Below are 22,928 nucleotides of genomic sequence, written 5' to 3'. Positions count from 1 at the left end.
ACTCACGCCCTTTTTACTTGAGAGATTCAATCATGGCTGACTACCAAGCCCCCCTGCGCGACATGCGCTTCGTGCTCAATGAAGTGTTCGAAGTCTCCAAACTGTGGAGCCAACTGCCGGCCCTGGCCGAAGTGGTGGACGAAGACACCGCTGCCGCCATCCTCGAAGAAGCCGGCAAGGTCACCGCGGGTAGCATCGCGCCGCTCAATCGCAGTGGCGACGAGGAAGGCTGCAGCTGGGACAACGGCGCGGTGAAGACCCCGGCCGGTTTCCCGGCGGCCTACCGCACCTTTGCCGAGGGCGGCTGGGTCGGCGTCGGCGGCGACCCGCTGTTTGGCGGCATGGGCATGCCCAAGGCGATCTCGGCCCAAGTCGAGGAAATGGTCAACTCGGCCAACCTGTCGTTCGGCCTCTATCCGATGCTCACGGCCGGCGCCTGCCTGTCGCTCAACGCCCACGCCAGCGAAGAGCTGAAGCAGAAGTACCTGCCGAACATGTACGCCGGCACCTGGGCCGGTTCCATGTGCCTGACCGAGCCACACGCCGGCACCGACCTGGGCATCATCCGCACCAAGGCCGAACCGCAGGCCGACGGCAGCTTCAAGATTTCCGGCACCAAGATCTTCATCACCGGCGGCGAGCACGACCTCACCGAGAACATCATCCACCTGGTGCTGGCCAAGCTGCCGGACGCCCCAGCCGGGCCGAAAGGCATCTCGCTGTTCCTGGTGCCGAAGTTCATGGTCAATGCCGATGGCAGCCTGGGCGAGAAGAACGCGCTGTCCTGCGGCTCGATCGAGCACAAGATGGGCATCAAAGCTTCCGCTACCTGCGTGATGAACTTCGACGGAGCCACCGGCTGGATAGTCGATGCGCCGAACAAGGGCCTGGCGGCCATGTTCACCATGATGAACTACGAGCGTCTGGGCGTCGGCATCCAGGGCCTGTCCCTGGGCGAGCGCAGCTACCAGAACGCCGTGGCATACGCCCGCGAGCGCATCCAGAGCCGCGCGCCGACCGGCCCGCTGGCTAAAGATAAGGTGGCCGACCCGATCATCGTGCACCCGGACGTGCGCCGCATGCTGCTGACCATGAAGGCGCTGAACGAGGGCGGTCGCGCCTTCTCCAGCTACGTGGCCATGCAGCTGGACACCGCCAAGTACAGTGAAGATGCCGCTACCCGCAAGCGCGCCGAAGAGCTGGTGGCGCTGTTGACTCCGGTGGCCAAGGCCTTCCTCACCGACATGGCGCTGGAAACCACTACCCATGGCCAGCAGATCTTCGGCGGCCACGGCTATATCCGCGAGTGGGGCCAGGAGCAGCTGATCCGCGACTGCCGCATCACCCAGATCTACGAAGGCACCAACGGCATCCAGGCCCTCGACCTGGTCGGACGCAAGGTGGTCGGTAGCGGCGGGGCGTTCTACAAGCACTTCGCCGAAGAGGTCAAGGCCTTCACCGACAGCGCCGATACCTCGCTGAACGAGTTCGTCAACCCGCTGAAAGAGGCCATTGGCAACCTGGAGCTGATGACCGCCGACCTGCTGGAGCGCGCCAAGGCCAACCCCAACGAAGTGGGCGCCGCCTCGGTGGAGTACCTGCAGGTGTTCGGTTACACCGCCTACGCCTATATGTGGGCGCTGATGGCGCGCACCGCGCTGGCCAAGCAGGACCAGGACGACTTCTACGTGAGCAAGCTGGGCACCGCGCGCTTCTACTTCGCCCGCATTCTGCCGCGCATCCACTCCCTGACCGCCTCGGTCAAGGCCGGTAGCGAGAGCCTGTACCTGCTGGACGCCGCGCAGTTCTAAGCGGCCTGTGTCGAACAGCAGCCCCGGCCAAGTGCCGGGCCTCTTCTCTTGGCGGCGCAGCTTTCGCGCTGAGAACGCCTCGGAGCGGTCGTAGAAACGGCGCGAGCTTGTCATTAAATGAGTAGTTTTTGACACGGAATGTAAAGCCGCCAGGAGGGTGGCTATTTACTGTTGGTCCTATTGAGCGGACGGCCGTTTCGTGGCTTTGAGCCCTGCGTGTGCAGGTAGGTGAGTGCCCTGCGCTCGCATAACCAAAAAATCAGAAGACCAACGTTGGGAAAATGATCATGGCGAAGACAAAAATAATTCCGCCGGCGCCAGGCGCATACGACTATCCACTGCTGATCAAGCGCCTGCTGTTGTCAGGCGTGCGCTACCAGCCCGATCAGGAAGTCGTCTACGCCGATAAGCTGCGCTACAACTACCGCACCCTCAACGAGCGCATCCAGCGCCTGGCCAATGCACTGACGGAGGCGGGGGTAAAGGCCGGCGACACGGTGGCCCTGCTGGACTGGGACAGTCATCGCTCGCTGGAGTGCTTCTTTGCCGTGCCGATGCTGGGGGCGGTGCTGCACACCGTGAATATCCGCCTGTCGCCGGAGCAGGTCGTCTACACCATGAACCATGCCGAGGATGATTATGTCCTGGTGCATGACGACTTCCTGCCGCTGCTGACGCAGATCCACGCTGAGCTGACCACCGTCAAGGGCTATGTTCAGCTGAGCGACAGCGTTGCCCAGCCCGCCGAGTTACCATTGCTGGGGGAGTACGAGGCGTTGCTGAGCCAGGCCGACGCCAGCTTCGAGTTCCCCGATTTCGACGAGAACTCGGTCGCCACCCTGTTCTACACCACAGGCACTACCGGCAACCCGAAGGGCGTGTACTTCACGCATCGTCAACTGGTGCTGCATACCCTCAATGAACTGGGTACCTTCGCAGCCTATGAGGGCCAGCCGCTGCTGCGCTCCAACGACGTCTACATGCCGATCACCCCGATGTTCCACGTGCATGCCTGGGGCGTGCCCTATGTGGCGACAACGCTTGGCGTCAAGCAGGTGTATCCGGGTCGTTATGAACCGAACATGCTGGTTCGCCTGTTCCGCGAGGAAAAAGTGAGCTTCTCGCACTGCGTGCCAACCATCCTGCAGATGCTCCTCGAATGCGAGGAAGGCCAGCGCACCGATTTCGCCGGCTGGAAGATCCTCCTGGGGGGTAGCGCGCTGACACTGGGCCTGGCCGGCCAAGCGGCCGGGAAGGGCATGCGCATCCATGTTGGCTACGGCATGTCCGAGACCTGTCCGCTGCTGTGCATGACCCACCTGCGGGAGGAGGAACTGGCATTGCCAATGGACCAGCAGCTGCCCCTGCGTATCAAGACCGGCGTACCTATCCCGTTGGTCGACCTGCGCATCGTCGATGCCGACGGCAACGACGTGGCGCACGATGGCGAGGCGCTGGGCGAGGTCGTGGTGCGTGCACCCTGGCTGACCCAGGGCTATCTGGGCGAACCACAAAAGGGCGCCGAACTCTGGGATGGCGGCTGGCTGCACACCGGCGACATGGCCTCGATCGACGGTCGCGGAGTGGTGGAGATCAAGGACCGCATCAAGGACGTGATCAAAACCGGCGGCGAGTGGATCAGTTCGCTGGAACTGGAAAGCCTGATCAGCTCGCATGCGTCGGTCAATGCAGTAGCGGTGGTGGGTATTCCCGACGAGCAGTGGGGGGAACGCCCCATGGCACTGGTAGTCTGCAAACTGGGCGAGAGCCTCGACCGCCAGGCCATTGAAGCGCACCTGCTGCAATTCGTCGAAAGCGGACGGATCAACAAATGGGCGATTCCCCGGACTATCCGCTTCGCCAGCGACATTCCCAAGACCAGCGTCGGCAAGATCAACAAAAAGCTGATCCGCGAAGCCGAACTGGTCGAGGCTGGATCACAGGGCTGAGGCATAAGCCGCGGCGCTGACGACTCGAAGCAACGAGCAACTCTGAAACGAGGCGGCAACATATCCGATTTGATTCGCATGAGTACTCTGCCGGGCGTGTTGGCTCTGCCGATACTGGGCGTCGCAGCGGATAGTCGAGCGCCAGCAACCGCCAGTTCACGCTACAGCGCAGAAGAGCAGGAAGCTCGAACTCTACTGGACAAGGCGGTGGTCTATTACCAACAGGAGGGCGACCAGGCGCTGGCGACGTTCAGTCGCGAGGGGCCGTTCACCGTCGGTAATCTGTATGTCTTCGTTGTCGATCGCGAAGGGACGCTGGTTGCCAGCCGCGGCCCTTGCCTGATGCTGCTGGGCCAGGATGTTGCGTGGTTGTCGGCGAAGTGGATCGCCCAGAACGAGGGCGCCAAGTTCTGGTTGCAGGTGGTGACCGAGCTGCGCAATCGCGGTGTGCAGGACATCTTCGTCGCCTGCGTGGATGGCCTGAAGGGCTTCCCCAAGGCGATCGAGGCGGTGTTCCCGCACACCAGCGTGCAGCTGTGCATCGTGCATATGGTCAGGCACAGCCTGAACTATGTGTCCTGGAAGCGCCGGGCTGAAGTCGCCGCTGACCTGAAGCGGATTTACCAATCCAGCACGGCTGACGAGGCGGAACTGCGCCTTGGCGAGTTCGAGGCCAAATGGGACGACGACTACCTGCCGATTGGTCAGTCCTGGCGGCGCAACTGGGCCCGGATCACGCCATTCTTCGACTTCCCGCCGGAGATCCGCAAGGTCATCTACACCACCAACGCCCTCGAGTCGGTGAACATGAGTTTGCGCAAGATCACCAAGAACCGGGGCTCATTCCCCAGCGACGAGGCGCTGCTGAAACTCTTCTATCTGGCGCTGCGCAATATCAGCAAGAAATGGACGATGCCGATCCGTGACTGGAAGGCGGCGCTGACGCGCTTTACGATCAGCTACGAGGACAGGCTGCCACAGCAGTAACCCCAACCCCGGTTACACAAAATTCTGCACACCCTCGATTTTGCAGTATTTTTTTTGAACAGGTTTTGTCTCTTTAAATGTCAGGAGCCACAGCAAAAGCCCCGAAAGCGTTGTAGCCGCACATTGGTAATTTAACATAATATACATTATGCGAAGTATGTAGTCAGGAAGACTCCAGAGAGACGCTGTACTTTGCGTTCTGCGCAATCTGGTATCACGCAGTGGGTTTTGCTGAAAATCGCTCAAACCGATTACAAGCGATCCTGCCGCACGGATCAGGCGGGAGTCGCTCCGCGACAGCACGCCGGATACGTGCAACAGGCAAAGCCCCTTGCATTGCTGGTGTATGTATCTGACAAAGTCCATGGCGCGGCACGAGTACGACAGAACCCAAGCAAGCGAGCCAAACCACCGGTAGTAGAACTAAAGAACCTCCAAGACAGTTAGCTTAGAAATATCCGCATAGTACGGATCAGAGCCATCGTCATCCTGAAGAAGCAAGCTGGACTCGACACCATAGCCAGCGCAGCCCAAGATGCTGCCGACAAACGCCGACGGATTCGGGTAAGGCAGTTAAATCAGCGGTCGGCGCTCAGACGTCTGACAACGACGTCCAGCAGCGCCTCGGCGCCCTTGAGCAACTGCTCGTCATCGGTATGTTCACGGGGGTTGTGGCTGATGCCGCCACGGCTGGGTACGAAAATCATCGCGGAAGGCGTGATCATCTGGGCATCGACCTTTTGCCCAAGGATGCAGGCCTCTATGTGGCCGTTCTGGTGATCGCCATCATTTATCGCCTACCAGATCAGGAAGATACGGGAAGACTGATCCGGATCGGTTGCTACCAGATGCTTCATCAAAATGCAGCGCCTCTGCCCGTGATTACTTGAGACCGTTTTCCCGAAGAATATTGTCGAAAGTGCCATTTGCCTTGATTGTCGCCAGTCCCTTGTTGAACGCGTCGATGATGGTCTTGTGGCGCGGATTCTTCAAACTGCTGGTCACGTGCATCTGCTGGCTGGACAAGCCGTTCTGGGTGAACTCGATGCTTTGCATAAGGGTGGGTGCACGGTGCTTGATGATCCAGCGGGCGACTATCTCATCATCGAGGGTCAAGTCGATCCGGCCGAGAACCAACTTCTTGACGTTCTGCAGGATTTCGGAAACCTCGGGCCGAGCGAAGTTGGAGGAATTGAGGAACTCGTCGCCGTAGCCATATCCCTTGACGATACCCACCGTTTTTCCGCTCAGGCTCCCCAGTCCATGATATTCAAACGGATCGCCCTTGCGCTTGATGAACTTGATCTCGCTCTGCATATAGGGCTCGCTGTAGAGCAGAAATCTCGCCCGCTCCTGTGTCCACCAAGCATTTGGCAGGATGTCATACTCGCCGCTTTTCACACCATTCATCGCGCGAGCCCAGGGAACGAAGTGCATGTCGATCACGTAGCCTTGAGTGGCATACGCTGCCCGGACGATTTGCAAACTAATTCCCTGTTTGGGATGGGCCGGGTCCATGTAGGGAGGATATGCGTCGGCTGCCGCAATGATGTTCTGGGGCCACGCAAGGGCGCAGAACAGCAGACCGAGCAATAGGACAAGAACACGACGCATACACTTTCTCCTAAACAGTGGAGAGAAGCCATGGTAGGTAGTTTAGTGTTGGTTAGCGCAGGCTGATGAGCACACTCACTAGCAGGGCCAGGCACCCAAGTGAATGCGCGCGGTCATGGATGCGCAGGCAGCTGCACCTTGGGATAGATAGCGTTGGTGCGCGGTTGGTTAACGCAGCGTCCTGCGGCAACTTTCGCCAAAGAAAACGTCATCTCAGCGTGCGCCGCTATATGGTTCTGAGTGAGGACGTTGCGGCCTAGGCAAGCCATGAGCTACTCCCAGGTATCCTGGACCCACTGACGCTAGCTGTCACCCCAGTAGTCGTCACGGCGCACCAAGCCGAATTCTTCTTCTGCAGTACTGTGCCCACCATCGAACATGGTGTTGACCGAGCGCTCACGGCGTAGATGACTGAGCGTGCCGAAAAAGCACATCTCACACAGATGCACCGCGTAGCGCTCGCCGTCATGCTTAGCGCCGTAGCCCCAGCGTGTCTTGTGATTCAGAGTAGGTTTATTTCGACGTTAATATTGCCCCGTGTGGCTTTGGAGTAAGGGCAAGCCTGGTGCGCAGCGTCCACCATGGCACGCGCTACGTCGCGTTCCAGTCCAGGCAAGCTGACATTGAGCCGCGCCTGGATGAGGTAGTCGCTACCCGTCATACCAAGGTCTACTTCGGCATCGACGGCCACGTCTGACGGTAGTTTGACCTTCATTCTGCTGGCCACGACTCCAAGTGCCCCGATGAAACAGGCCGACCAGCCTGCGGCGAACAACTGTTCCGGGTTCGTGCCGTTGCCAGCGGCCCCTGGGGATGAAAGTTTGATGTCCAATCGGCGGTCGGAGCTGACAGAAGCACCGTCGCGACCGCCCGAAGTATGAACTTTGGCGGTGTACAAGACCTTTTCGATATGAGTCATGAATGAGTTCCTCAATAGGCGTCTAAGAAACTACTTTTCAAGCATATTGGAGCGAACTAATTCTAGTCGACTACCTCGAGGATGCTCTCCGTTCATGGACCCAGTTCGTGAGCGGCGCCACCCGCTCCAGCTCCCGTGGTCCAAGCCTCTCATCAACAGTGACGAACTAACCAGCGCGAGAGCAGATCGCCCTGGTCACCCACCACGAAGGCGGCCCTGCCACTGAATGAAGGCCATCGCATATGGAAGGAATGGAGTCTAAGTAACGACCTGCTAGTGTCCTGTCCCGCTAATACGTGAGCAAAGTCGTTCGAGCTTTGCCAGGATGGAATCCGCTGTGGCGGTCCAGCGGAACGGTTGGCAGCTGGCGTTGTAGCCCTGCACAAACTGGTCGATGCGTTTGACTAGTCGTGGGTCACGCCCTCGACGTAGCCGAAGCCCATTGGCAACATCGGTTGGGTGCGCTCCAGCGCCTGACACTGACTTTTTTCGTCAACACTGAGCACGATCGCGTTGTCCGGTGGGCTCAGGTACAGACCGACGACGTCGCGCAGCTTCTCGATGAAGAATGGATCAGTCGATAGCTTGAAGGATTCGCTGCGATGCGGCTGCAGGCCGAACAGCTGGAAGTAACGCTGCACACTGCTTTTGGAGATATGGGTCTCTGCGGCGATCGTCCGCACACTCCAGTGCGTCGCCCCGTCCCGGGGCTTGCTATGCAGCGTTTTCTGGATCAGCTGCGCGACCTGCTCGTCGTCGATGCTGCGCGGGCGGCCAGGGCGTACATCGTCATAAAGCCCCGCAATCCGCTTCTCCAGGAAGCTCGCACGCCACTTGCCCACGGTTGCCTTGCTCAAACCTAGGTGTACCGCAATGTCGGTGTTGCTCTCACCACTTGCACTGGCCAGCACGATTCGCGCCCGCTGGCACAGCGACGCCGGCAGCGAGCGGCTGCGAGCGAACGACTGCAACTGCGCCGCTTCGGCGTCAGTGAGTTCGAGGAGGGGTTTGGGTCGGCCGTTTCGCATCGCGCTATCTCCAAGAGGATAGCGCAGAAAGATACATTATTTATGCCGGTTATTTGCGGGACAGAACACTAGTGACGTCAAGGCTTCGCGCGTCAGCAAGTTTCACCTAACTCGCTTACTTGCTGGCGCTCAGGTAGGCCATTGGCGTTTGCACTCCATCAGGAAATCGATAAAAGCACGCAGGCGCAGCGGAACGTGACGACCGTGCGGGTACAGCAGCGTGAAGGGCCGGGACCGGCCACCGAACTCCTGAAGAACCTCGACCAGGCTCCCCTCCTCCAGTTCCCGTTCGACGATAAAGCGATAGGTCTGGAACAGGCCGGCGCCGTTCTTGGCCAGGGTCACACCGCCGAGAACATCGTCTGAGCAACAGTAATTACCGGCGGCCAGGATCTCGCGCTCCTTGCCGTTCTCGCTGAACAGCCAAGGAATGCGCCGGCCACTACTGGGCAATTCGAACTGGATGCAGTCGTAACTGCCGAGGTCTTTCAGGTTCGATGGGGCACCGTGCCGGGCCAGGTACTCCGGCGTCGCCACCACGACCAGCCGGGCATCTTCAAGGTGGCGCGCAATAAGCGTTGAGTCGGGCTGAGCGCGCACCCGGATTGCCAGGTCATAGCCCTCCCCCACGAAGTCTACGTTTCTGTTGCTCAGGTGGATGTCGATCTTCACTCCCGGGTGACGCTCCCTGAAACGCGGCAGCAGCGGAAGAATTCGGTGGTGGCCGTAGGTGGTAGGAATGCTGATGCGCAACTCTCCCGTCGGTTCGAGCTGCTTGCCCATCACTTCACGTTCAGCCTCCACCAGTTGGGTCAGCGCCTGGCGACACTGCTCAAAGTACGCACGACCGCTTTCCGTCAACCTAATACTGCGCGTCGTTCGCACGAACAGACGCGTCGCCAGCCGCTCCTCCAGCCGCGAAATCGAACGGCTCACCGCCGCTGGGGTGACGCCGGCGGACAGCGCTGCTGCGGTAAACCCCCCTTCTTCTGCGGCCAAGCAAAAGAGCTCGATGCTACCGAGCTGAAGGTCATCAAAGTGGCGCTTCACGATTAATTACACCAGGTATCAACTGAAGTGTCCGAGCCTACATTTATCCAATCGATGAGCACAAATATAGTTCTCCCAAGGACGACTAACCCGGCGCGTGCCGGACTCGGCCTCATCGCGTGAGTTGCCCTGCAGAAATTTATATCGGCCATGGCCGCCACTCAGATTGCGCCAGTGACGTCTACGAATAGCGGCCGCAAGAGTCCAGCGCATTGCCGGTCATCAAGCCAACAGTCAGAGGATAGCCCCATGAACCTCATTTACGTCGCCGACCCCATGTGCTCCTGGTGCTATGGCTTCGGCAAGGAACTGACCGCTCTGACAGAGGCGCATCCCGAACTGCCGCTGCAGATAGTCGTGGGCGGAGTACGAGCAGGCGACACCGCCGTCATGAGCGAAGAGATGAAGCAATTCCGGCTCGGCCACTGGGCGCGCGTTGAAAGCGCCAGCGGCCTGACCTTAAACCGCGACGCTTTCATTGCCCTGGAGAATTTCGTGTACGACACCGAGCCCGTCTGCCGGGCCGTGGTGACGGCCCGCAAGCTCGCGCCGGGCATGGCGATATTGCCGGTATTCCGTCGTGTGCAGGAGGCCTTTTACGTGCATGGAAGAGACACCACGAGCGGCGAAGTGCTGGCGGAGGTCGCAGCGCACGCCATGAGCAGTCAGGGCTATCCCATCCACAACGACACCTTTCTGGCGACCTGGAGGGACCAGGCGACCATTGCCGAAACCCGGCAGGACTTCATCCAGGCAAAGAGCTGGGGCGTCTCCAGCTTTCCGGCCTTGCTGCTGGAGGCGAACGGGCAACTGCACACCGTGGCGCCGGGCTACACGAGTGCCCGCGAGCTGAAACACAACCTGCGGCTGGTTCTCGAGCGCGTGGGCCATCGTCCCGCCGCGATGGCCTGAAACCTCTGCCAATTGGAGTTGCGAAGATGAAGGCGGCTGTCATCACCCGTTTCGGTGGGCCGGAGGTGATCGAGCTTGTCGACCTGCCCACTCCCCGTCCCGGGCCTGGGCAGGTACTGATCAAGGTTCTGGCGACTATGGTGCATCGTTTCGATCACTACATCCGCCAGGGTGATATCTCCACTGCCATAACGCTGCCGCACATCCTCGGAACCGACGCCGTTGGTGAGGTCGCCGAACTCGGGCCCGGCGCGGTGAACCATGCGGTAGGGGACCGGGTGATGGCGATGCCCGGTTATCCCGCCAACCCGGCCGAGTGGGCGATCCGTCCCGCGACCGCCGCGCCCAGCTATAGCTTGCTCGGGCTGGATGCCTCGGGAACCTACGCCCAGTACATCGTACTGCCCGAGGCCTGGGTGGTTGCCGATACCTCGGGGCTGCCGCCGGTGCAAGCGGCAACACTGCCGGTCACGCTCCTGACCGCCATTAGGGCGGTGCAAACCGTCGGGCAGATCAAGGCCGGCGACAAGGTGTTGATTCATGCCGGCGCTTCAGGCACAGGCGCCATGAGCATTCAGATCGCGAAAGCCCTTGGCGCCTTGGTTGCCACCACCGTGCGCAGCTCGGCGGCAGCGTCTGTCGCTCGCCAGGTCGGTGCAGACAAAGTGATCGATACTGGCGAGGAGGACTTTTCCGAAGCCATCCAGCAATGGACCCGAGGGCAAGGTGTCGATGTGGCGATCGATTGCCTTGGCGGCCCCGATTTCGCACGCACGATCGACGCCGTACGTCCGTTTGGAATCGTTGTCGCAGTGGGGTTCATGGCCGGCGCAGAGGTCAGCTTTGATATCCGGCGCTTCATAAATACCCAGAAGCAGATCAGAGGCACCTTGATGGCCGACATCGAGGACCTCAAGACCTGGATGCATCGCGTTCGTACCGGTCACATACAACCGGTGGTGGACACGGTGCTTCCACTCAGCGAAGCCGCGCTGGCTCACGAGCTAGTAGCGGCTAACCGGGCCAAGGGCGGCGTTGTTCTGCTGCCCTGGTGCCACTAAACCACCCTCTCAATGGAGGTTCACCATGCCCTTTGTAAGCGTTCGCATCACCCGTGACGGAGTTACCCGGGAGCAAAAAGCCCGGGTCATTTCCGAGATCACCGCCACCCTGCAACGAGTGCTGGGCAAAGACCCCAAACTCACGCATATCGTCATCGAAGAAGTAGACACCGATAACTGGGGCTATGCAGGTATGACCACGACCGAATATCGCAAGACAGACCAGGAGTGACCTCTACCTGAACCAGACTCGGCCAGTCCCAGACCGGCCGGGTAGCTTAAGCAGCACTGAGCTGGCCGCCGAGGCGCTGCAAATCGATGATTCTCAGCGAGGAAACGCCTAGGGCGCACCGACCGCCAGCATGCTGGCGGCAACCAGAACCCTGGCCTCCCAGGAAGGACTGCTGACCGACCCGGTCTATGGTGGCAAGGCATTCGCGGGTTTGCTGGAGTCCATTGCCCGTGGCGATCACCCCGCCGGCAGCAATCTGCTGTTCATCATGACCGGCGGATTACCCGGGATCTTTGCCTATAGAACCGCCTACAGCTGACAAGCGCCGCCCGGCAAGCTCGCGCGGGTTGAGGGCGCGACCAGTCATTCCGTGGCGGTCTCCGGACGAGACCGATCTACCGCGCACGCATGCAGCCGTCGGAAATCGTAGCAACTGAACCCTCTCGCAGATCCAGTGGCATCCCCATTCGACTGGGGATGCCGCCGGCTACCGCCGCGTGAGACGGGCTTGTGGACTGTGACCGGCGGCGGCCTGCCTCTGCCACCCGCGCAAGATCGCCTGTACCGCCCCTTTAACCACTGGTTGCAGAACAGACCTGCCCTATGGGCGTGGATAGCCGCTCAATTAGTTACACGAGGTATCAACTGAAGTTAAAGGAACATGATTTATCCGCACCAGGATCATAAATATAGTCCAGCTCACTAGCAGCTCACCTGCAAAACCTAGCGGCTCCTAGCAATCAGCTGATGACCCTTATGAGGAATAGAGCATGAGCAAGAAAACCGCAGTAATCACCGGCGCATCCAGCGGAATCGGCCTGGGCCTGGCCAAGGCCTTCCTCGACAACGGCTACAACGTCGTCGGCAGCGCACGCTCTATCGAGGGGCTGAACGCAGCCGCCAACAGCCTTGGCAATCCCGACAATTTCATTGGCGTTGCCGGTGACGTTGCCGATGCGTCGACCGCTCGCGATATCTTCGCCGCGGCGATCGAGAAGTTCGGCAGCGTCGAAGTGCTGGTCAACAACGCCGGTTTCTTCCTGCCCAAACCCTTCATCGACTACACCCCGGAAGATCTGGAAAGCCTGTTGGATACCAACCTCAAGGGCGTGGTCTACAGCTCCCAGGTAGCTGCCGCGCATATGATCCAGCGCGGTGCCGGGCATATCGTGAACATCTCCGCGGCCGTGGCCCTGCAACCTAATATCGCCGTCCCTGCGGCGCTGCCGGTGCTGATCAAAGGTGGGGTCAACCAGATGACCCGTGCGCTGGCCCTCGAACTGTCGCCGCACAATATCCAGGTGAATACGGTCGCGCCTGGCATCATCGATACCCCCATGCACGATCCGAGTTCGCGCGACTTCCTGAATAACCTGGCGCCCTCCGGCCGTGTCGGCACCGTCGAAGAAATTGCCGAGGCGGTGCTGTACCTGGCCAAGGCCGACTTCACCACCGGTGTCGTCCTGGCAGTGGACGGCGGCATGAGCACTGGCAAGTGGTAATCGACTGAGCAGAACGAGGGAGGCATGGCCTCCCTTTTCTTGCCTCTGCCGGTAAAAATCTGCGCCCTATACTGGGCACTGTCGATACGGCCCAGCAGCAACGAGCCGGTGCTGTATCGGGGGTACTGACGCCGCAGCAGTTTCCGCCATGCTGACGCTACGACCGCTGAAGATAACTTGCGTCAATTAAACACAACCGCCCAGCAAGAGGCCCGCCGAACATGCAAATCACGCAACTACTCGGAATCGATTTCCCGATCATTCAAGCGCCAATGGTCGGTGTTTCCACGCCACGCATGGCTGCGGCAGTGTCGAATGCCGGGGCGCTCGGCTCGATAGGTATCGGTGCCAGTTCACCGGCCCAGGCGGAGGCGATGATCAAGCAGACGCGCGAGCTCACAGACCGGGCATTCAACGTCAATGTCTTCTGCCACCAGCCCGCACGCCTCGATCCGCTGCGCGATCAACGTTGGCTTGAACACCTGCGCCCGTTGTTCGCCGAGTTCGATGCCGAGCCGCCGGCCAGCCTGCGTGAGATCTATCGAAGCTTCGTGGATGATCCTGAAACGCTTCAGGTCTTGCTGGATACCCGTCCGGCCGTAGTCAGCTTCCACTTTGGCCTGCCCAAACAAGATTGGATCGATCAGCTCAAGGCCAGGGGAATTCGTCTGCTCGCGACCGCGACTTCGCTGGATGAGGCACGCCTGATCGCTACTGCCGGACTCGACGCCATCGTCGCCCAAGGCGCGGAAGCCGGCGGCCACCGCGGCGCATTCGAGCCCGAGCAGGATGCGCTGATCGGTACCTTCGCCCTGGTGCGTACGCTGGCGCGTCATTCGACCCTGCCGATCATCGCGGCGGGCGGGATCATGGATGGCGTGAGTATCCGTGCTGCAATGCAGCTGGGGGCTGCGGGCGCGCAGTTGGGAACGGCCTTCATCCTGAGCCCCGAGTCCGCCGCCAATGCCTCGTACCGTGCGGCCATGCAGAGTCCCCGGGGCGAGCGCACGGCCATCTCGGCAGCCATTTCCGGCAGGCCCGCGCGCGGTCTGGTCAATCGCCTGTTCACCGATGTCGCGAGCCCAGCGGCACCGGCGTTGCCCGACTACCCAGTAACCTACGACGCCGCCAAGGCGCTGCACGCCGCAGCCATTGCCAAAGGCTGCGACGACTTTGCCGTGCAATGGGCTGGCCAGGGAGCGCCCCTGGCGCGCGAAATGCCGGCAGCCGATCTGGTCGCAACGCTGGTAAGGGAGATGGCTGCGCAGAACTAACCGCTGGATCGTATGACCCAAGGATACTGCTCAGGCGCACTAGGCGTTGCTGGAATCAATTCTTAACAACAGCCCGATGAAGTATCCGGCAAGGTTCGCAGCTCCCAGATAAGCCGAATTGGATGCGTCAAACCATTGAACTCCAATGATCGCGGGTAATAGCGGTGTATACGCGAATCGCGCAAGGCCAATGCCTACCAGGCTGGCTGCAAAACCGGCCACAGTGCTCCGCCATACACTGGTGGATCTAGACGCTGGAGCGCGAAAAATAAGCAGCGCCGCTGCGACAGCTTCAGGCGTTTAGATACTCCAGCACCGCGCGGCTGAACAGTTCGCCGGCTTCGACGTTGGACAGGTGCGCCGCATGCAATTCGATCAGTTTCGAATTGCCGATGCGCGCGGCCATGAACTGGCCATCGGCTGGAGTGGTAACCGGATCGGCGCTACCGCAGACGATCAGGGTCGGCGCCTGGATCGCACCAAGTTGTTCGCGGAAGTCGGCATCGCGCACCGCCGCACAGTTGGCCGCGTAGCCTCGCGACGAGGTCTGCGCGAGCATGGCCACCACAGCCTCGACCTTAGCCGGCTGATTAGCGGCGAATTCGGCGGTGAACCAGCGCACGATAGAGGCGTCGCGCAGCGCCAACATGGCGACCTGACCGTCACGCAGCACGCTGTCGATACGTGGATTCCACACCTCGGGGCTGGCAATCTTCGCCGCGGTATTGCACAGCACCAACTTGTCCAGGCGCTCACCGGCGTTTATCGCCAGCCACTGACCGATCAGGCCGCCCATGGACAGGCCGCAGAAATGCACCTTGGCAATATCCAGGGCATCGAGCAGCGTCAGCACGTCGCGGGCATTCTGCTCGATGCTGTAAAAGCCTTCGCTGATCAGCGACTGGCCATGGCCGCGGGTGTCGTAACGCAGCACGCGGAACTGCTCGGTGAATGCGGGTATCTGCGCATCCCACATATGCAGATCGGTGCCCAGGGAATTGGACAGTACCAGCACCGGTGCAGCGGCTGGGCCGTCGAGTTGGTAATGCAGTGGGCCGTCGGCGAGCTGTACGAAGGGCACGAAGAGACTCCTATGTTCAACGGTTCATATAAACGTGCCGGTTCGGGTCGGAATTTGCCTTTGGCTCGACCGGCACAACAGGTGTTGAGTGTGTAAAGCGTAGGCTTTATTGGAGTAGACGAGACGGTACCAAACAGCACCATGCTGTCCCCTCCTCCGCTACTTAAACTCGCTCGATGGCCAGCGCCAGGCCCTGGCCGACGCCGACGCACATGGTCGCCAGGCCACGCTTGCCGCCGGATTTTTCCAGCTGATGCAGCGCGGTCAGCACCAGACGCGCGCCGCTCATGCCCAGCGGATGGCCGAGGGCGATGGCGCCTCCATTCGGGTTGACCTGGGCCGCGTCGTCGGCCAGGCCGAGGTCGCGCAGCACCGCCAGGCCTTGGCTGGCGAAGGCTTCGTTGAGTTCGATCACATCGAAATCGCTGACCTGCAGGTCCAGGCGTTCGCACAGCTTGCGCACCGCCGGCACCGGGCCGTAGCCCATGATCCGTGGAGCCACGCCGGCGCTGGCCATGCCCAGCACGCGGGCACGCGGGGTCAGGCCGTGTTTTTTCACCGCTTCGGCACTGGCCAGGATCAGCGCGGCGGCGCCGTCGTTGACTCCCGAGGCGTTGCCGGCGGTGACCGTCTTGCCGTTACCGTTGACCGGCTTGAGTTTGCCCAGGGTTTCCAGGCTGGTTTCCGGACGCGGATGCTCGTCCTCCTCGACCACTGTGTCGCCCTTGCGGCCCTTGATGGTGACCGGCACGATTTCCTCGGCGAAGAAGCCGGCCTGCTGGGCGGCGGCTGCACGCTGCTGGCTGCGTACAGCGAAAGCGTCCTGATCGGCGCGGCTGATCTGGTAGTCGTCGGCGACGTTGTCGGCGGTCTGCGGCATGGCATCCACGCCGTACTGGGCCTTCATCAACGGATTGATGAAGCGCCAGCCGATGGTGGTGTCTTCGATCTTCTGGTTGCGGCCGTAGGCGCTGTCGGCCTTGCCCATGACATAGGGCGCGCGCGACATGGACTCGACGCCACCAGCGATGGCCAGCTCCATTTCGCCGCTGGCGATGGCGCGAAAAGCGGTGCCAATCGCATCCATGCCCGAGGCGCAGAGTCGGTTGAGAGTCACCCCTGGCACAGTGTCCGGCAGGCCGGCCAGCAGTGAGGCCATACGCGCGACGTTGCGATTGTCTTCGCCGGCCTGGTTGGCGCAACCCATGAACACTTCATCGACCTGGCTCAGGTCGAGCTGCGGGTTGCGCGCGATCAGCGCCTTGAGCGGCACCGCCGCCAGGTCGTCGGCGCGCACGCTTGCCAGGCCACCGCCGAAGCGGCCGATGGGCGTGCGCACGGCATCGCAGATAAAGACTTCGCGACTCATTCCTCACCTCCGGCCTGGCCATGGGCGGCCGCGGTGCGGGCTTCCAGGGCGCGCAGGGCTTCGAGTTCGAGCTCGGTCGGCGCGGCGGTCTCGGCGACATCGTCGGCGAAGCGGATGGCCCAGCCGGTAGCCGCGACCACCTGCTCGCGGCTCACGCCCGGGTGCAGTGAGGTGACGATGAACTCGTGGGTACCCTCCTCCGGTTCCATGATGCACAGGTCGGTGATGATCCCCACCGGGCCGGCGCCGGGCAGACCCAGTTGCTTGCGGTGATCGCCGCCCTCGCCATGGCCGACCGAGGTGATGAAGGCCAGCTTGTCGACGAAGGTGCGGTGCGACTGCTTGAGGATGATCAGCACCTGCTTGGCACTGCCGGCAATCTCCGGCGCGCCACCGGCACCCGGCAGACGTACTTTCGGCGAGTGATAGTCACCGATCACCGTGGTGTTGATGTTGCCGTACTTGTCGACCTGAGCCGCGCCGAGGAAGCCGACGTCGATGCGCCCGCCCTGCAGCCAGTAGCGGAAGATCTCGCCGGTCGGCACCACGGTGTCGGCGGTTTCCGCCAGCTCACCGTCGCCGATGGACAGCGGCAGAACGGTCGGCTTGGCGCCGATCGGGCCGGATTCGTAGATCAATACCACGTCCGGCGAGGAGGTCAGGCGCGCGAGATTGGCGGCCTTGGACGGCAGGCCGATGCCGACGAAGCACACCGCGCCGTTGTTCAGGCGGCGCGCGGCGGCCACGGTCATCATTTCATTGGTGCTGTAGGCGCTCATTATTTGCCCTCCGCGATTTTCTTCTGGAACGCGGCGAAATCCTCGGTGCCACGGATATAGGTATCGATCCAGGCAGTGAAAGTCTCGCGGTCGCGGGCGATCGGGTCCCAGGCCTGGTAGAAACGGTTATCCCGCTCGGAGTATCCGAGGGCATAGGATGGGTGGGCGCCGCCGGGCACATGGCAGACCGCGGTCAGCGCCCAGCTCGGCAGCACGCAGGCGTTCATCGGCGCGTTCAGGTCGTCGACTATCTCTTCCACGGTGACGATGCAACGTTTGGCCGCCAGGGCCGCTTCCTTCTGCACGCCGAGGATGCCCCACAGCAGCACGTTGCCCTTGCGGTCGGCCTTCTGCGCGTGGATCACGGTGACGTCCGGGCGTACCGAGGGCACCGCCGCCAGCACTTCGCCAGTGAACGGACAGGTCACGGTCTTGATCAGCGGATTAACTTTCGGCAGGTCGGAACCGGCGTAGGCACGCAACACCGCGAACGGCAAGCCCGAGGCGCCGGCGACATAGGCGTTGGCCATGTCGGCATGACTGTGTTCCTCGATTTCTAGCGGCTGCGGCCAACCCTTCTCCACCGCGTCGCGCAGGCGGTGCAGCGAGCCGACGCCGGGATTACCGCCCCAGGAGAACACCAGCTTCTTGGCGCAGCCGGCACCGATCAGCAGGTCGTAGACCAGATCGGGGGTCATGCGCACCAGGGTCAGCTCGCGCTTGTTCTGCCGAATGATCTCGTGGGAGGCGGCAGTCGGGATCAGGTGGGTGAAGCCTTCGAGGGCGACGGTGTCGCCGTCGTTGACGAAGCGCTGGATAGCTTCGCCAAGGGATATGATTTCGGCCATCGGAGTCGTTCTCTCTCGGTTGACGATGCCACCGGTTGAAGGTGGCGGGTGAGTCAACAGTAGGCCGAGTGGCGCCTCCAAACAATCCGATAATCGCTTAACCGTTCGATTATCGAACACTGTCTAATCGACCAATTCGACCATGCCCTGGGTCAGCGCCCGCTGCTCGTTCAGGCGCTGCACGATGCGCTCGACTATCGCCAGCCTTGCCGCAGCGCCGGCACGCATCTCGCCCATGGCAGCCAGGGCTGCGGCGGACTTATCCAGGCCGGTGCTGGCGGATTGGGCGATGTGCTCGACCCCGGCCCGCGCCTCCTGCGCCGACTTCTGCAGGCCGCCGGCGATCTGGCGGATCTGCTCGCTGGACTCGTTGGCACGCTGGGCCAGGTGGCGCACCTCATCGGCCACCACGGCGAAACCGCGTCCATGCTCACCGGCGCGCGCCGCCTCGATGGCCGCGTTGAGCGCCAGCAGGTTGGTCTGCTTGGCGATGTCCTGGATGCTGCTGACGATGGCGCCGATGCGCATCGACTGCTGCGACAGCTCGTCGAACACCTGGTCGATGCTGCCCATGTAGCCGGCCAGTTCGCTGATCGCCGCCTCGCAGGCCTGGATGCTGGCGGCGCTGAGTTGCACCTTCTCGCCCCCTGCCCGCGCCAGATCGGTGGCGTATTGCATGTCCTCCTCGGTGCGCAGAATGCCGTCGAGCAACTGGGCCAGGGGCGCGCGCAGCGGCAAGGTCGGGTCAGGCTGCGGCTCGGGCACCGCCGCAAGCGCGACCGGCGCCAACAGCGGCGGCGGTTCTGGCGTGGGCGACGGCGCCGGCGGCAGTTGCACCAGGGTCGGCGGCAGCCAGTGGTAGCACAGGCCGGCCAGCCCGGCGCTGGTCAGCACCAGCACCGCCAGCCAGCCGTGCTGGCCGCTATCGAGCAGCAGACCCGCGGCCGCCAACACGGCCGTCAGTTGCAGCAGGGTCGCCAGAGGCTTCTGCCAGCTGCGCACAGGTTCAATGGCAGTCGACTGGATCATGTTCGGGTTCCCTGGCCTCACAGGCCGATATGAGTCTGGAGTATTTCCGGCTGGCTCTTCAGCTCGGCGCTGGGCCCGTCGTAGACCACCCGGCCCTTGACCATGATCATGCTGCGATCGGTCAGGTCGAGCAGCACGTTGACGTTCTTGTCCACCACCAGGGTGGCGATGCCGCTGGCCTTGATCAGGCGGATCACCTGCCAGATCTCTTTGCGGATCAACGGCGCCAGACCCTCGGTGGCCTCGTCGAGAATCATCAGCTCGGGGTTGGTCATCAGTGCGCGACCGATCGCCACCATCTGCTGCTCGCCGCCGGAGAGGTTGCCGGTCAGATGAGCGAAGCGCTCGGCCAGGCGCGGGAAGGTCTCCAGCACCCGTTCCAGGTCCCAGTCGCGGCGCCCGTCCAGACCTGGCCGGGCGGCCATGATCAGGCTCTCGCGCACGCTCAGGTTGGGGAACATGCCCCGCCCCTCCGGCACGTAGCCGATGCCGCGGCGGATGATCTGGTGGGTGGCGCGGCCGCTGCAGCGCTCGCCGCGAATCAGCACCTCGCCGCGGCGCGCCGGCGTCAGGCCGAGCAGTGAGCGGATGGTGGTGCTCTTGCCCATGCCATTGCGGCCCATCAGCGCCAGGGTCTCGCCCGGCTGGATCTGCAGGTCGACGCCATGCAGGACGTGGCTGTTGCCGTAGTAAGTGTGCAGGCCCGTAGCCTGCACCAGGGCTTGTGTACTCATCAGAATTGCTCCTCGCCGTCGCCCAGATAGGCCTGCTGTACCGCCGGATCGTTGCGCACCTGGTCCAGCGGACCGCTGGCCAGCATTTCGCCGTTGACCATCACCGTCAGGCGGTGGGCGATGCTGAACACCGCGTCCATGTCGTGCTCGACCAGGACCATGGCGTACTGCTTCGATAGCCTTGCCAGCAGCTCGACCACCCGCGCCGACTCGTCCTTGCCCATGCCGGCCATGGGCTCGTCGAGCAACAGGAAGCTCGGTTCGGTGGCCAGCACCATGCCGATCTCTAGCTGGCGCTGTTCGCCGTAGCTCAAGGCATCGGCCAGGGTGTCGCGGTGCCGGGCCAGGCCGCAGAGTTCCAGCGCCCGTTCGGCGCGCTCGCGCACCTCGGCGTAGGCCTCGCAGCGACGGAAGAAGCGGAAGGAGTTCTTCAACCGCGATTGTGCGGCCAGCCAGCAGTTTTCCAGGCAGGTGAAACTGGGGAAGATATTGGTGCGTTGGAAGCTGCGGCCGATGCCCAGGTGCGACACACGGTTGGGTGCCAGGCCGGTGATGTCGCGGCCGTGAAACAGAATCTGCCCGGCGCTGGGCTTGAGGTGGCCGGACAGCAGGTTGACCATGGTGCTCTTGCCGGCGCCGTTGGGGCCGATGATCGCGTGCACCTCGCAGGGCGCGACGGACAATGAGATATCGCTGACCGCGCGCAGGCCGCCGAACGCCTTGCTCAGCCCCTGGGTTTGTAGAACGTAGGCAGTCATACACCGGTCTCCTTGTTCACCGTGACGGCAGTGGACAGCGCCGCGTCGTCGGCGGGCTTGGCTTTGCGCGCACTGCACAGCTGCAACAGCAGCCCGGCGATGCCGCGCGGCAACAGCAGGACCATGGCGATCACCACCAGGCCCATGGGCAGCTCCCAATGCGGGGTCAGCCCGGCGAACAGCTGGTGCAGGCCTTCGAAGGCGAAGGCGCCGAGAATGGGGCCGAACAGGCTGCCCATGCCGCCGAGAATGACCATCACCAGGGCATGGGCCGAGAGCTGCCAACTGACCTGGCCGGGGCTGACGAAGCCGTACTGAGTGGCCGAGAGCATGCCAGCGTAACCGGCGATGGTGCCGGCGATGACGAAGGCCGCCAGTTTGTAGAACAACGGGTTGTAGCCCATGGAACGGACCCTGTCCTCGTTGTGCTTGATGCCCAGCAGCACCCGGCCGAACGGCGCGCGCAGGCAAGTGCGCAGCAGCAGGTAGAGCAGTACCAGCGAGCCGAGCACCAGGTAGAACAGGCTGCGCGGGTTCTCCAGGTCGAGCAGCTGCACCCCGGCGATGGCCACCTCGGGTTTGAGGAACAGGTAGATGCCATCCGAGCCGCCGGCGAAGGCCGAGTCGTGGAACAGGTAGTAGAGCATCTGCGAGAAGGCGATGGTCGCCATGATGAAGAAGATCCCCGAGGTGCGGATGATCAACAGGCCCATCAGCAGCGCAGCGGCGGCGCTGAGCGCCAGGCACAGCGCCAGGGCCAGCCAGAAGTTCACCGCCTCGAACTCCGGAGCGAACAGCACCAGGCTGTAGCCGGCGATACCGAAGAACGCCGCCTGGGCCAGGCTGACCATGCCGGTCACGCCGACCAGCAGGTCGAGGCTGAGGGCGACGATGGCGAGGATCATGATGTGGGTCAGTTGCTGCAGGTGGTAGCTGTGCTGCTCGCCGCTGAGGCTCTCGCCGAACAGCGGAAAAGCGGCCAGCAGCAGGGTCAAGAGCAACAGCAGGTAGCTGATGGTGCGGGGTAAGGGACGCATGGTGCATATCCTCCGAAGGGCAGGTGTCAGGCGAACAGCCCGCGCGGTTTGAACAGCAGCACGACGGCCATCAGCAGGTAGATCGCCATGCCCGCGTACTCGGGCACCAGCACCGCGCCCCAGGTGGCGGTCAGGCCGACCAGCAGCGCGGCGAGGAAGGCGCCGCGAATCGAGCCGAGGCCGCCGATCACCACCACCACGAAGGCGATGATGAGGATCTGGTTGCCCATGCCCGGATACACCGAGGACACCGGCGCGGCGATCATCCCGGCGAAGGCGGTGAGCGCCGTGCCGGCGGCGAACACCAGGCTGTAGATGACCCGGATGTTGATGCCCAGACCCTGGACCATCTCGCGGTTGCTGGCGCCGCCACGGATGACGATGCCCAGCCGGGTGCGCTGCAGCACCCAGTACATGGCCAGGGCGATCAGCCCGCAGACCGCGGAAATGAACAGCCGGTAGACCGGGTATTCGAGGGTTTCGGTGAGCTGGATCGAGCCCTCCAGCAACGCCGGAATCGCCACGCTGTGGACGTCGTTGCCCCAGGCGATGCTGCGCAGCGAGTCGATCACCAGGATCATGCCGAAGGTCATCAGCACCTGGTCGAGGTGGTCGCGGCGGTACAGCGCCTGCATCAGGAAGCGTTCGATCAGCACCCCGAGCAGCGCCGCCAGCGGCAGGCCGAGGAGGATGGCGAGAAACAGGTTGCCGGTCAGTGCAGTCAACCAGAAGGCCAGGTAGGCGCCGACCATGTAGAGGGCGCCGTGGGCCAGGTTGATGATCTGCATGATGCCGAAGATCAGGGTCAGGCCGCTGGCGATGAGGAACAGCAGCAGGCCGTACTGCAGACCGTTCAGGGTCTGGATGAGAACAGTGGAGAAATCCATCGGGAGTACCTGGCGTAGACGAGTGAACCGCCCGCGCACGCGCTCATGGCGCGGCGCGGGCGGAGGC

20 protein-coding genes and 5 pseudogenes are annotated in these 22,928 nt (G+C 62.4%); 9 read left to right on the top strand and 16 right to left on the bottom strand.

Features of this window, described 5'->3' with window-relative positions:
• Window positions 1-32 precede the first annotated feature (32 nt).
• The 3 genes and pseudogenes from FBY03_RS18235 to FBY03_RS18225 form a co-directional block, all read left to right on the top strand.
• On the top strand, window positions 33-1,811 hold the full coding sequence (locus FBY03_RS18235; protein ID WP_147173775.1) for an acyl-CoA dehydrogenase C-terminal domain-containing protein: 1,779 nt from the start codon (window positions 33-35) through the stop codon (window positions 1,809-1,811).
• A gap of 287 nt (window positions 1,812-2,098) precedes the next feature.
• On the top strand, window positions 2,099-3,760 hold the full coding sequence (locus tag FBY03_RS18230) for a fatty acid--CoA ligase (protein WP_147173774.1): 1,662 nt from the start codon (window positions 2,099-2,101) through the stop codon (window positions 3,758-3,760).
• Window positions 3,761-4,141: 381 nt separating this feature from the next.
• Window positions 4,142-4,747, top strand: a pseudogene (locus tag FBY03_RS18225) (IS256-like element ISPa1328 family transposase); the annotation flags it as partial.
• A gap of 578 nt (window positions 4,748-5,325) precedes the next feature.
• On the opposite strand, the pseudogene FBY03_RS18220 reads toward FBY03_RS18225, so the two are convergent.
• The 6 genes and pseudogenes from FBY03_RS18220 to FBY03_RS18195 form a co-directional block, all read right to left on the bottom strand.
• Window positions 5,326-5,481: pseudogene (locus tag FBY03_RS18220) on the bottom strand (M20/M25/M40 family metallo-hydrolase); the annotation flags it as partial.
• A 148-nt stretch (window positions 5,482-5,629) separates the two neighbouring features.
• Window positions 5,630-6,361 (bottom strand): ABC transporter substrate-binding protein, encoded by a 732-nt coding sequence (locus FBY03_RS18215; RefSeq protein ID WP_147173773.1) that lies wholly within the window; start codon window positions 6,359-6,361, stop codon window positions 5,630-5,632.
• A 302-nt stretch (window positions 6,362-6,663) separates the two neighbouring features.
• Window positions 6,664-6,795 carry a hypothetical protein gene (locus FBY03_RS18210; RefSeq protein ID WP_256677980.1) on the bottom strand — a complete coding sequence of 44 codons (132 nt, stop codon included), beginning with the start codon at window positions 6,793-6,795 and terminating at the stop codon, window positions 6,664-6,666.
• Between the two features lie 68 nt (window positions 6,796-6,863).
• On the bottom strand, window positions 6,864-7,280 hold the full coding sequence (locus tag FBY03_RS18205; RefSeq protein ID WP_147173772.1) for an organic hydroperoxide resistance protein: 417 nt from the start codon (window positions 7,278-7,280) through the stop codon (window positions 6,864-6,866).
• A gap of 273 nt (window positions 7,281-7,553) precedes the next feature.
• A pseudogene (locus FBY03_RS18200) lies at window positions 7,554-8,308 on the bottom strand (IS630 family transposase).
• A gap of 129 nt (window positions 8,309-8,437) precedes the next feature.
• Window positions 8,438-9,358 (bottom strand): LysR family transcriptional regulator, encoded by a 921-nt coding sequence (locus tag FBY03_RS18195; RefSeq protein WP_147173771.1) that lies wholly within the window; start codon window positions 9,356-9,358, stop codon window positions 8,438-8,440.
• Between the two features lie 249 nt (window positions 9,359-9,607).
• Between FBY03_RS18195 and FBY03_RS18190 the strand changes: the two genes are divergently transcribed.
• The 6 genes from FBY03_RS18190 to FBY03_RS18165 all read left to right on the top strand — a co-directional run bounded on the left by FBY03_RS18190 (window position 9,608) and on the right by FBY03_RS18165 (window position 14,339).
• Window positions 9,608-10,270, top strand: coding sequence for a DsbA family protein (locus FBY03_RS18190; protein WP_147173770.1), 663 nt, complete (start codon window positions 9,608-9,610; stop codon window positions 10,268-10,270).
• 26 nt (window positions 10,271-10,296) lie between these two features.
• A complete protein-coding gene (locus FBY03_RS18185; protein WP_147173769.1) occupies window positions 10,297-11,331 on the top strand; it encodes a zinc-binding alcohol dehydrogenase family protein in 1,035 nt (344 codons plus the stop codon).
• 25 nt (window positions 11,332-11,356) lie between these two features.
• Window positions 11,357-11,563 (top strand): 4-oxalocrotonate tautomerase family protein, encoded by a 207-nt coding sequence (locus tag FBY03_RS18180; RefSeq protein ID WP_147173768.1) that lies wholly within the window; start codon window positions 11,357-11,359, stop codon window positions 11,561-11,563.
• Between the two features lie 130 nt (window positions 11,564-11,693).
• Entirely contained in the window at window positions 11,694-11,882 is a 189-nt protein-coding gene (locus tag FBY03_RS18175) for a pyridoxal-phosphate dependent enzyme (RefSeq protein ID WP_147173767.1), read from the top strand.
• Between the two features lie 451 nt (window positions 11,883-12,333).
• Window positions 12,334-13,065: an SDR family NAD(P)-dependent oxidoreductase gene (locus FBY03_RS18170; protein ID WP_147173766.1), complete on the top strand. Its 732-nt coding sequence runs from the start codon at window positions 12,334-12,336 to the stop codon at window positions 13,063-13,065.
• A gap of 221 nt (window positions 13,066-13,286) precedes the next feature.
• Complete coding sequence (locus tag FBY03_RS18165) at window positions 13,287-14,339, top strand: nitronate monooxygenase family protein (RefSeq protein WP_147173765.1); 1,053 nt, start codon at window positions 13,287-13,289, stop codon at window positions 14,337-14,339.
• A 63-nt stretch (window positions 14,340-14,402) separates the two neighbouring features.
• On the opposite strand, the pseudogene FBY03_RS18160 reads toward FBY03_RS18165, so the two are convergent.
• The 10 genes and pseudogenes from FBY03_RS18160 to FBY03_RS18115 form a co-directional block, all read right to left on the bottom strand.
• Window positions 14,403-14,609 (bottom strand): annotated as a pseudogene (locus tag FBY03_RS18160) (YbfB/YjiJ family MFS transporter); the annotation flags it as partial.
• Between the two features lie 22 nt (window positions 14,610-14,631).
• Window positions 14,632-15,420, bottom strand: a complete 789-nt coding sequence (gene pcaD / locus FBY03_RS18155) for a 3-oxoadipate enol-lactonase (RefSeq protein ID WP_147173764.1) — start codon at window positions 15,418-15,420, stop codon at window positions 14,632-14,634.
• Between the two features lie 163 nt (window positions 15,421-15,583).
• Window positions 15,584-16,789 carry a 3-oxoadipyl-CoA thiolase gene (gene pcaF / locus FBY03_RS18150; protein ID WP_147173763.1) on the bottom strand — a complete coding sequence of 402 codons (1,206 nt, stop codon included), beginning with the start codon at window positions 16,787-16,789 and terminating at the stop codon, window positions 15,584-15,586.
• Window positions 16,786-17,568, bottom strand: a complete 783-nt coding sequence (locus FBY03_RS18145; protein ID WP_147173762.1) for a CoA-transferase subunit beta — start codon at window positions 17,566-17,568, stop codon at window positions 16,786-16,788. The genes pcaF and FBY03_RS18145 overlap by 4 nt, the downstream gene beginning before the upstream one ends.
• Window positions 17,568-18,416 carry a CoA transferase subunit A gene (locus tag FBY03_RS18140; RefSeq protein WP_147173761.1) on the bottom strand — a complete coding sequence of 283 codons (849 nt, stop codon included), beginning with the start codon at window positions 18,414-18,416 and terminating at the stop codon, window positions 17,568-17,570. The genes FBY03_RS18145 and FBY03_RS18140 overlap by 1 nt, the downstream gene beginning before the upstream one ends.
• Window positions 18,417-18,539: 123 nt before the next feature.
• Window positions 18,540-18,941 (bottom strand): annotated as a pseudogene (locus FBY03_RS23570) (methyl-accepting chemotaxis protein); the annotation flags it as partial.
• A 521-nt stretch (window positions 18,942-19,462) separates the two neighbouring features.
• Complete coding sequence (locus FBY03_RS18130) at window positions 19,463-20,179, bottom strand: ABC transporter ATP-binding protein (protein ID WP_147173759.1); 717 nt, start codon at window positions 20,177-20,179, stop codon at window positions 19,463-19,465.
• The gene (locus FBY03_RS18125) at window positions 20,179-20,937 is read right to left on the bottom strand and encodes an ABC transporter ATP-binding protein (protein WP_147173758.1); all 759 of its coding nucleotides are present in this window, start codon (window positions 20,935-20,937) and stop codon (window positions 20,179-20,181) included. The genes FBY03_RS18130 and FBY03_RS18125 overlap by 1 nt, the downstream gene beginning before the upstream one ends.
• Window positions 20,934-21,974: a branched-chain amino acid ABC transporter permease gene (locus FBY03_RS18120; protein ID WP_147173757.1), complete on the bottom strand. Its 1,041-nt coding sequence runs from the start codon at window positions 21,972-21,974 to the stop codon at window positions 20,934-20,936. Before FBY03_RS18120 ends, FBY03_RS18125 begins: the two co-directional genes overlap by 4 nt.
• 26 nt (window positions 21,975-22,000) lie before the next feature.
• Complete coding sequence (locus FBY03_RS18115; RefSeq protein WP_147173756.1) at window positions 22,001-22,861, bottom strand: branched-chain amino acid ABC transporter permease; 861 nt, start codon at window positions 22,859-22,861, stop codon at window positions 22,001-22,003.
• Between the last annotated feature and the right edge of the window lie 67 nt (window positions 22,862-22,928).

This window comes from Pseudomonas sp. SJZ079 (assembly GCF_007993865.1).
Classification (GTDB): Bacteria; Pseudomonadota; Gammaproteobacteria; order Pseudomonadales; family Pseudomonadaceae; genus Aquipseudomonas.
The sequence above is the reverse complement of the archived record's forward strand: the minus strand, read 5'-3'. Positions and strand labels throughout refer to the sequence as shown.

Bases quoted from the DNA above. Each gene is read 5' to 3' on its own strand.
- FBY03_RS18170 (WP_147173766.1), top strand. From the start codon at position 12,334: ATGAGCAAGAAAACCGCAGTAATCACCGGCGCATCCAGCGGAATCGGC.
- pcaF (WP_147173763.1), bottom strand. From the start codon at position 16,789: ATGAGTCGCGAAGTCTTTATCTGCGATGCCGTGCGCACGCCCATCGGC.
- FBY03_RS18165 (WP_147173765.1), top strand. From the start codon at position 13,287: ATGCAAATCACGCAACTACTCGGAATCGATTTCCCGATCATTCAAGCG.
- FBY03_RS18185 (WP_147173769.1), top strand. From the start codon at position 10,297: ATGAAGGCGGCTGTCATCACCCGTTTCGGTGGGCCGGAGGTGATCGAG.
- FBY03_RS18145 (WP_147173762.1), bottom strand. From the start codon at position 17,568: ATGAGCGCCTACAGCACCAATGAAATGATGACCGTGGCCGCCGCGCGC.
- FBY03_RS18190 (WP_147173770.1), top strand. From the start codon at position 9,608: ATGAACCTCATTTACGTCGCCGACCCCATGTGCTCCTGGTGCTATGGC.
- FBY03_RS18215 (WP_147173773.1), bottom strand. From the start codon at position 6,361: ATGCGTCGTGTTCTTGTCCTATTGCTCGGTCTGCTGTTCTGCGCCCTT.
- FBY03_RS18130 (WP_147173759.1), bottom strand. From the start codon at position 20,179: ATGAGTACACAAGCCCTGGTGCAGGCTACGGGCCTGCACACTTACTAC.
- FBY03_RS18115 (WP_147173756.1), bottom strand. From the start codon at position 22,861: ATGGATTTCTCCACTGTTCTCATCCAGACCCTGAACGGTCTGCAGTAC.
- FBY03_RS18125 (WP_147173758.1), bottom strand. From the start codon at position 20,937: ATGACTGCCTACGTTCTACAAACCCAGGGGCTGAGCAAGGCGTTCGGC.
- FBY03_RS18140 (WP_147173761.1), bottom strand. From the start codon at position 18,416: ATGGCCGAAATCATATCCCTTGGCGAAGCTATCCAGCGCTTCGTCAAC.
- FBY03_RS18175 (WP_147173767.1), top strand. From the start codon at position 11,694: ATGCTGGCGGCAACCAGAACCCTGGCCTCCCAGGAAGGACTGCTGACC.
- FBY03_RS18120 (WP_147173757.1), bottom strand. From the start codon at position 21,974: ATGCGTCCCTTACCCCGCACCATCAGCTACCTGCTGTTGCTCTTGACC.
- FBY03_RS18230 (WP_147173774.1), top strand. From the start codon at position 2,099: ATGGCGAAGACAAAAATAATTCCGCCGGCGCCAGGCGCATACGACTAT.
- FBY03_RS18235 (WP_147173775.1), top strand. From the start codon at position 33: ATGGCTGACTACCAAGCCCCCCTGCGCGACATGCGCTTCGTGCTCAAT.
- FBY03_RS18205 (WP_147173772.1), bottom strand. From the start codon at position 7,280: ATGACTCATATCGAAAAGGTCTTGTACACCGCCAAAGTTCATACTTCG.
- FBY03_RS18210 (WP_256677980.1), bottom strand. From the start codon at position 6,795: ATGTGCTTTTTCGGCACGCTCAGTCATCTACGCCGTGAGCGCTCGGTC.
- FBY03_RS18180 (WP_147173768.1), top strand. From the start codon at position 11,357: ATGCCCTTTGTAAGCGTTCGCATCACCCGTGACGGAGTTACCCGGGAG.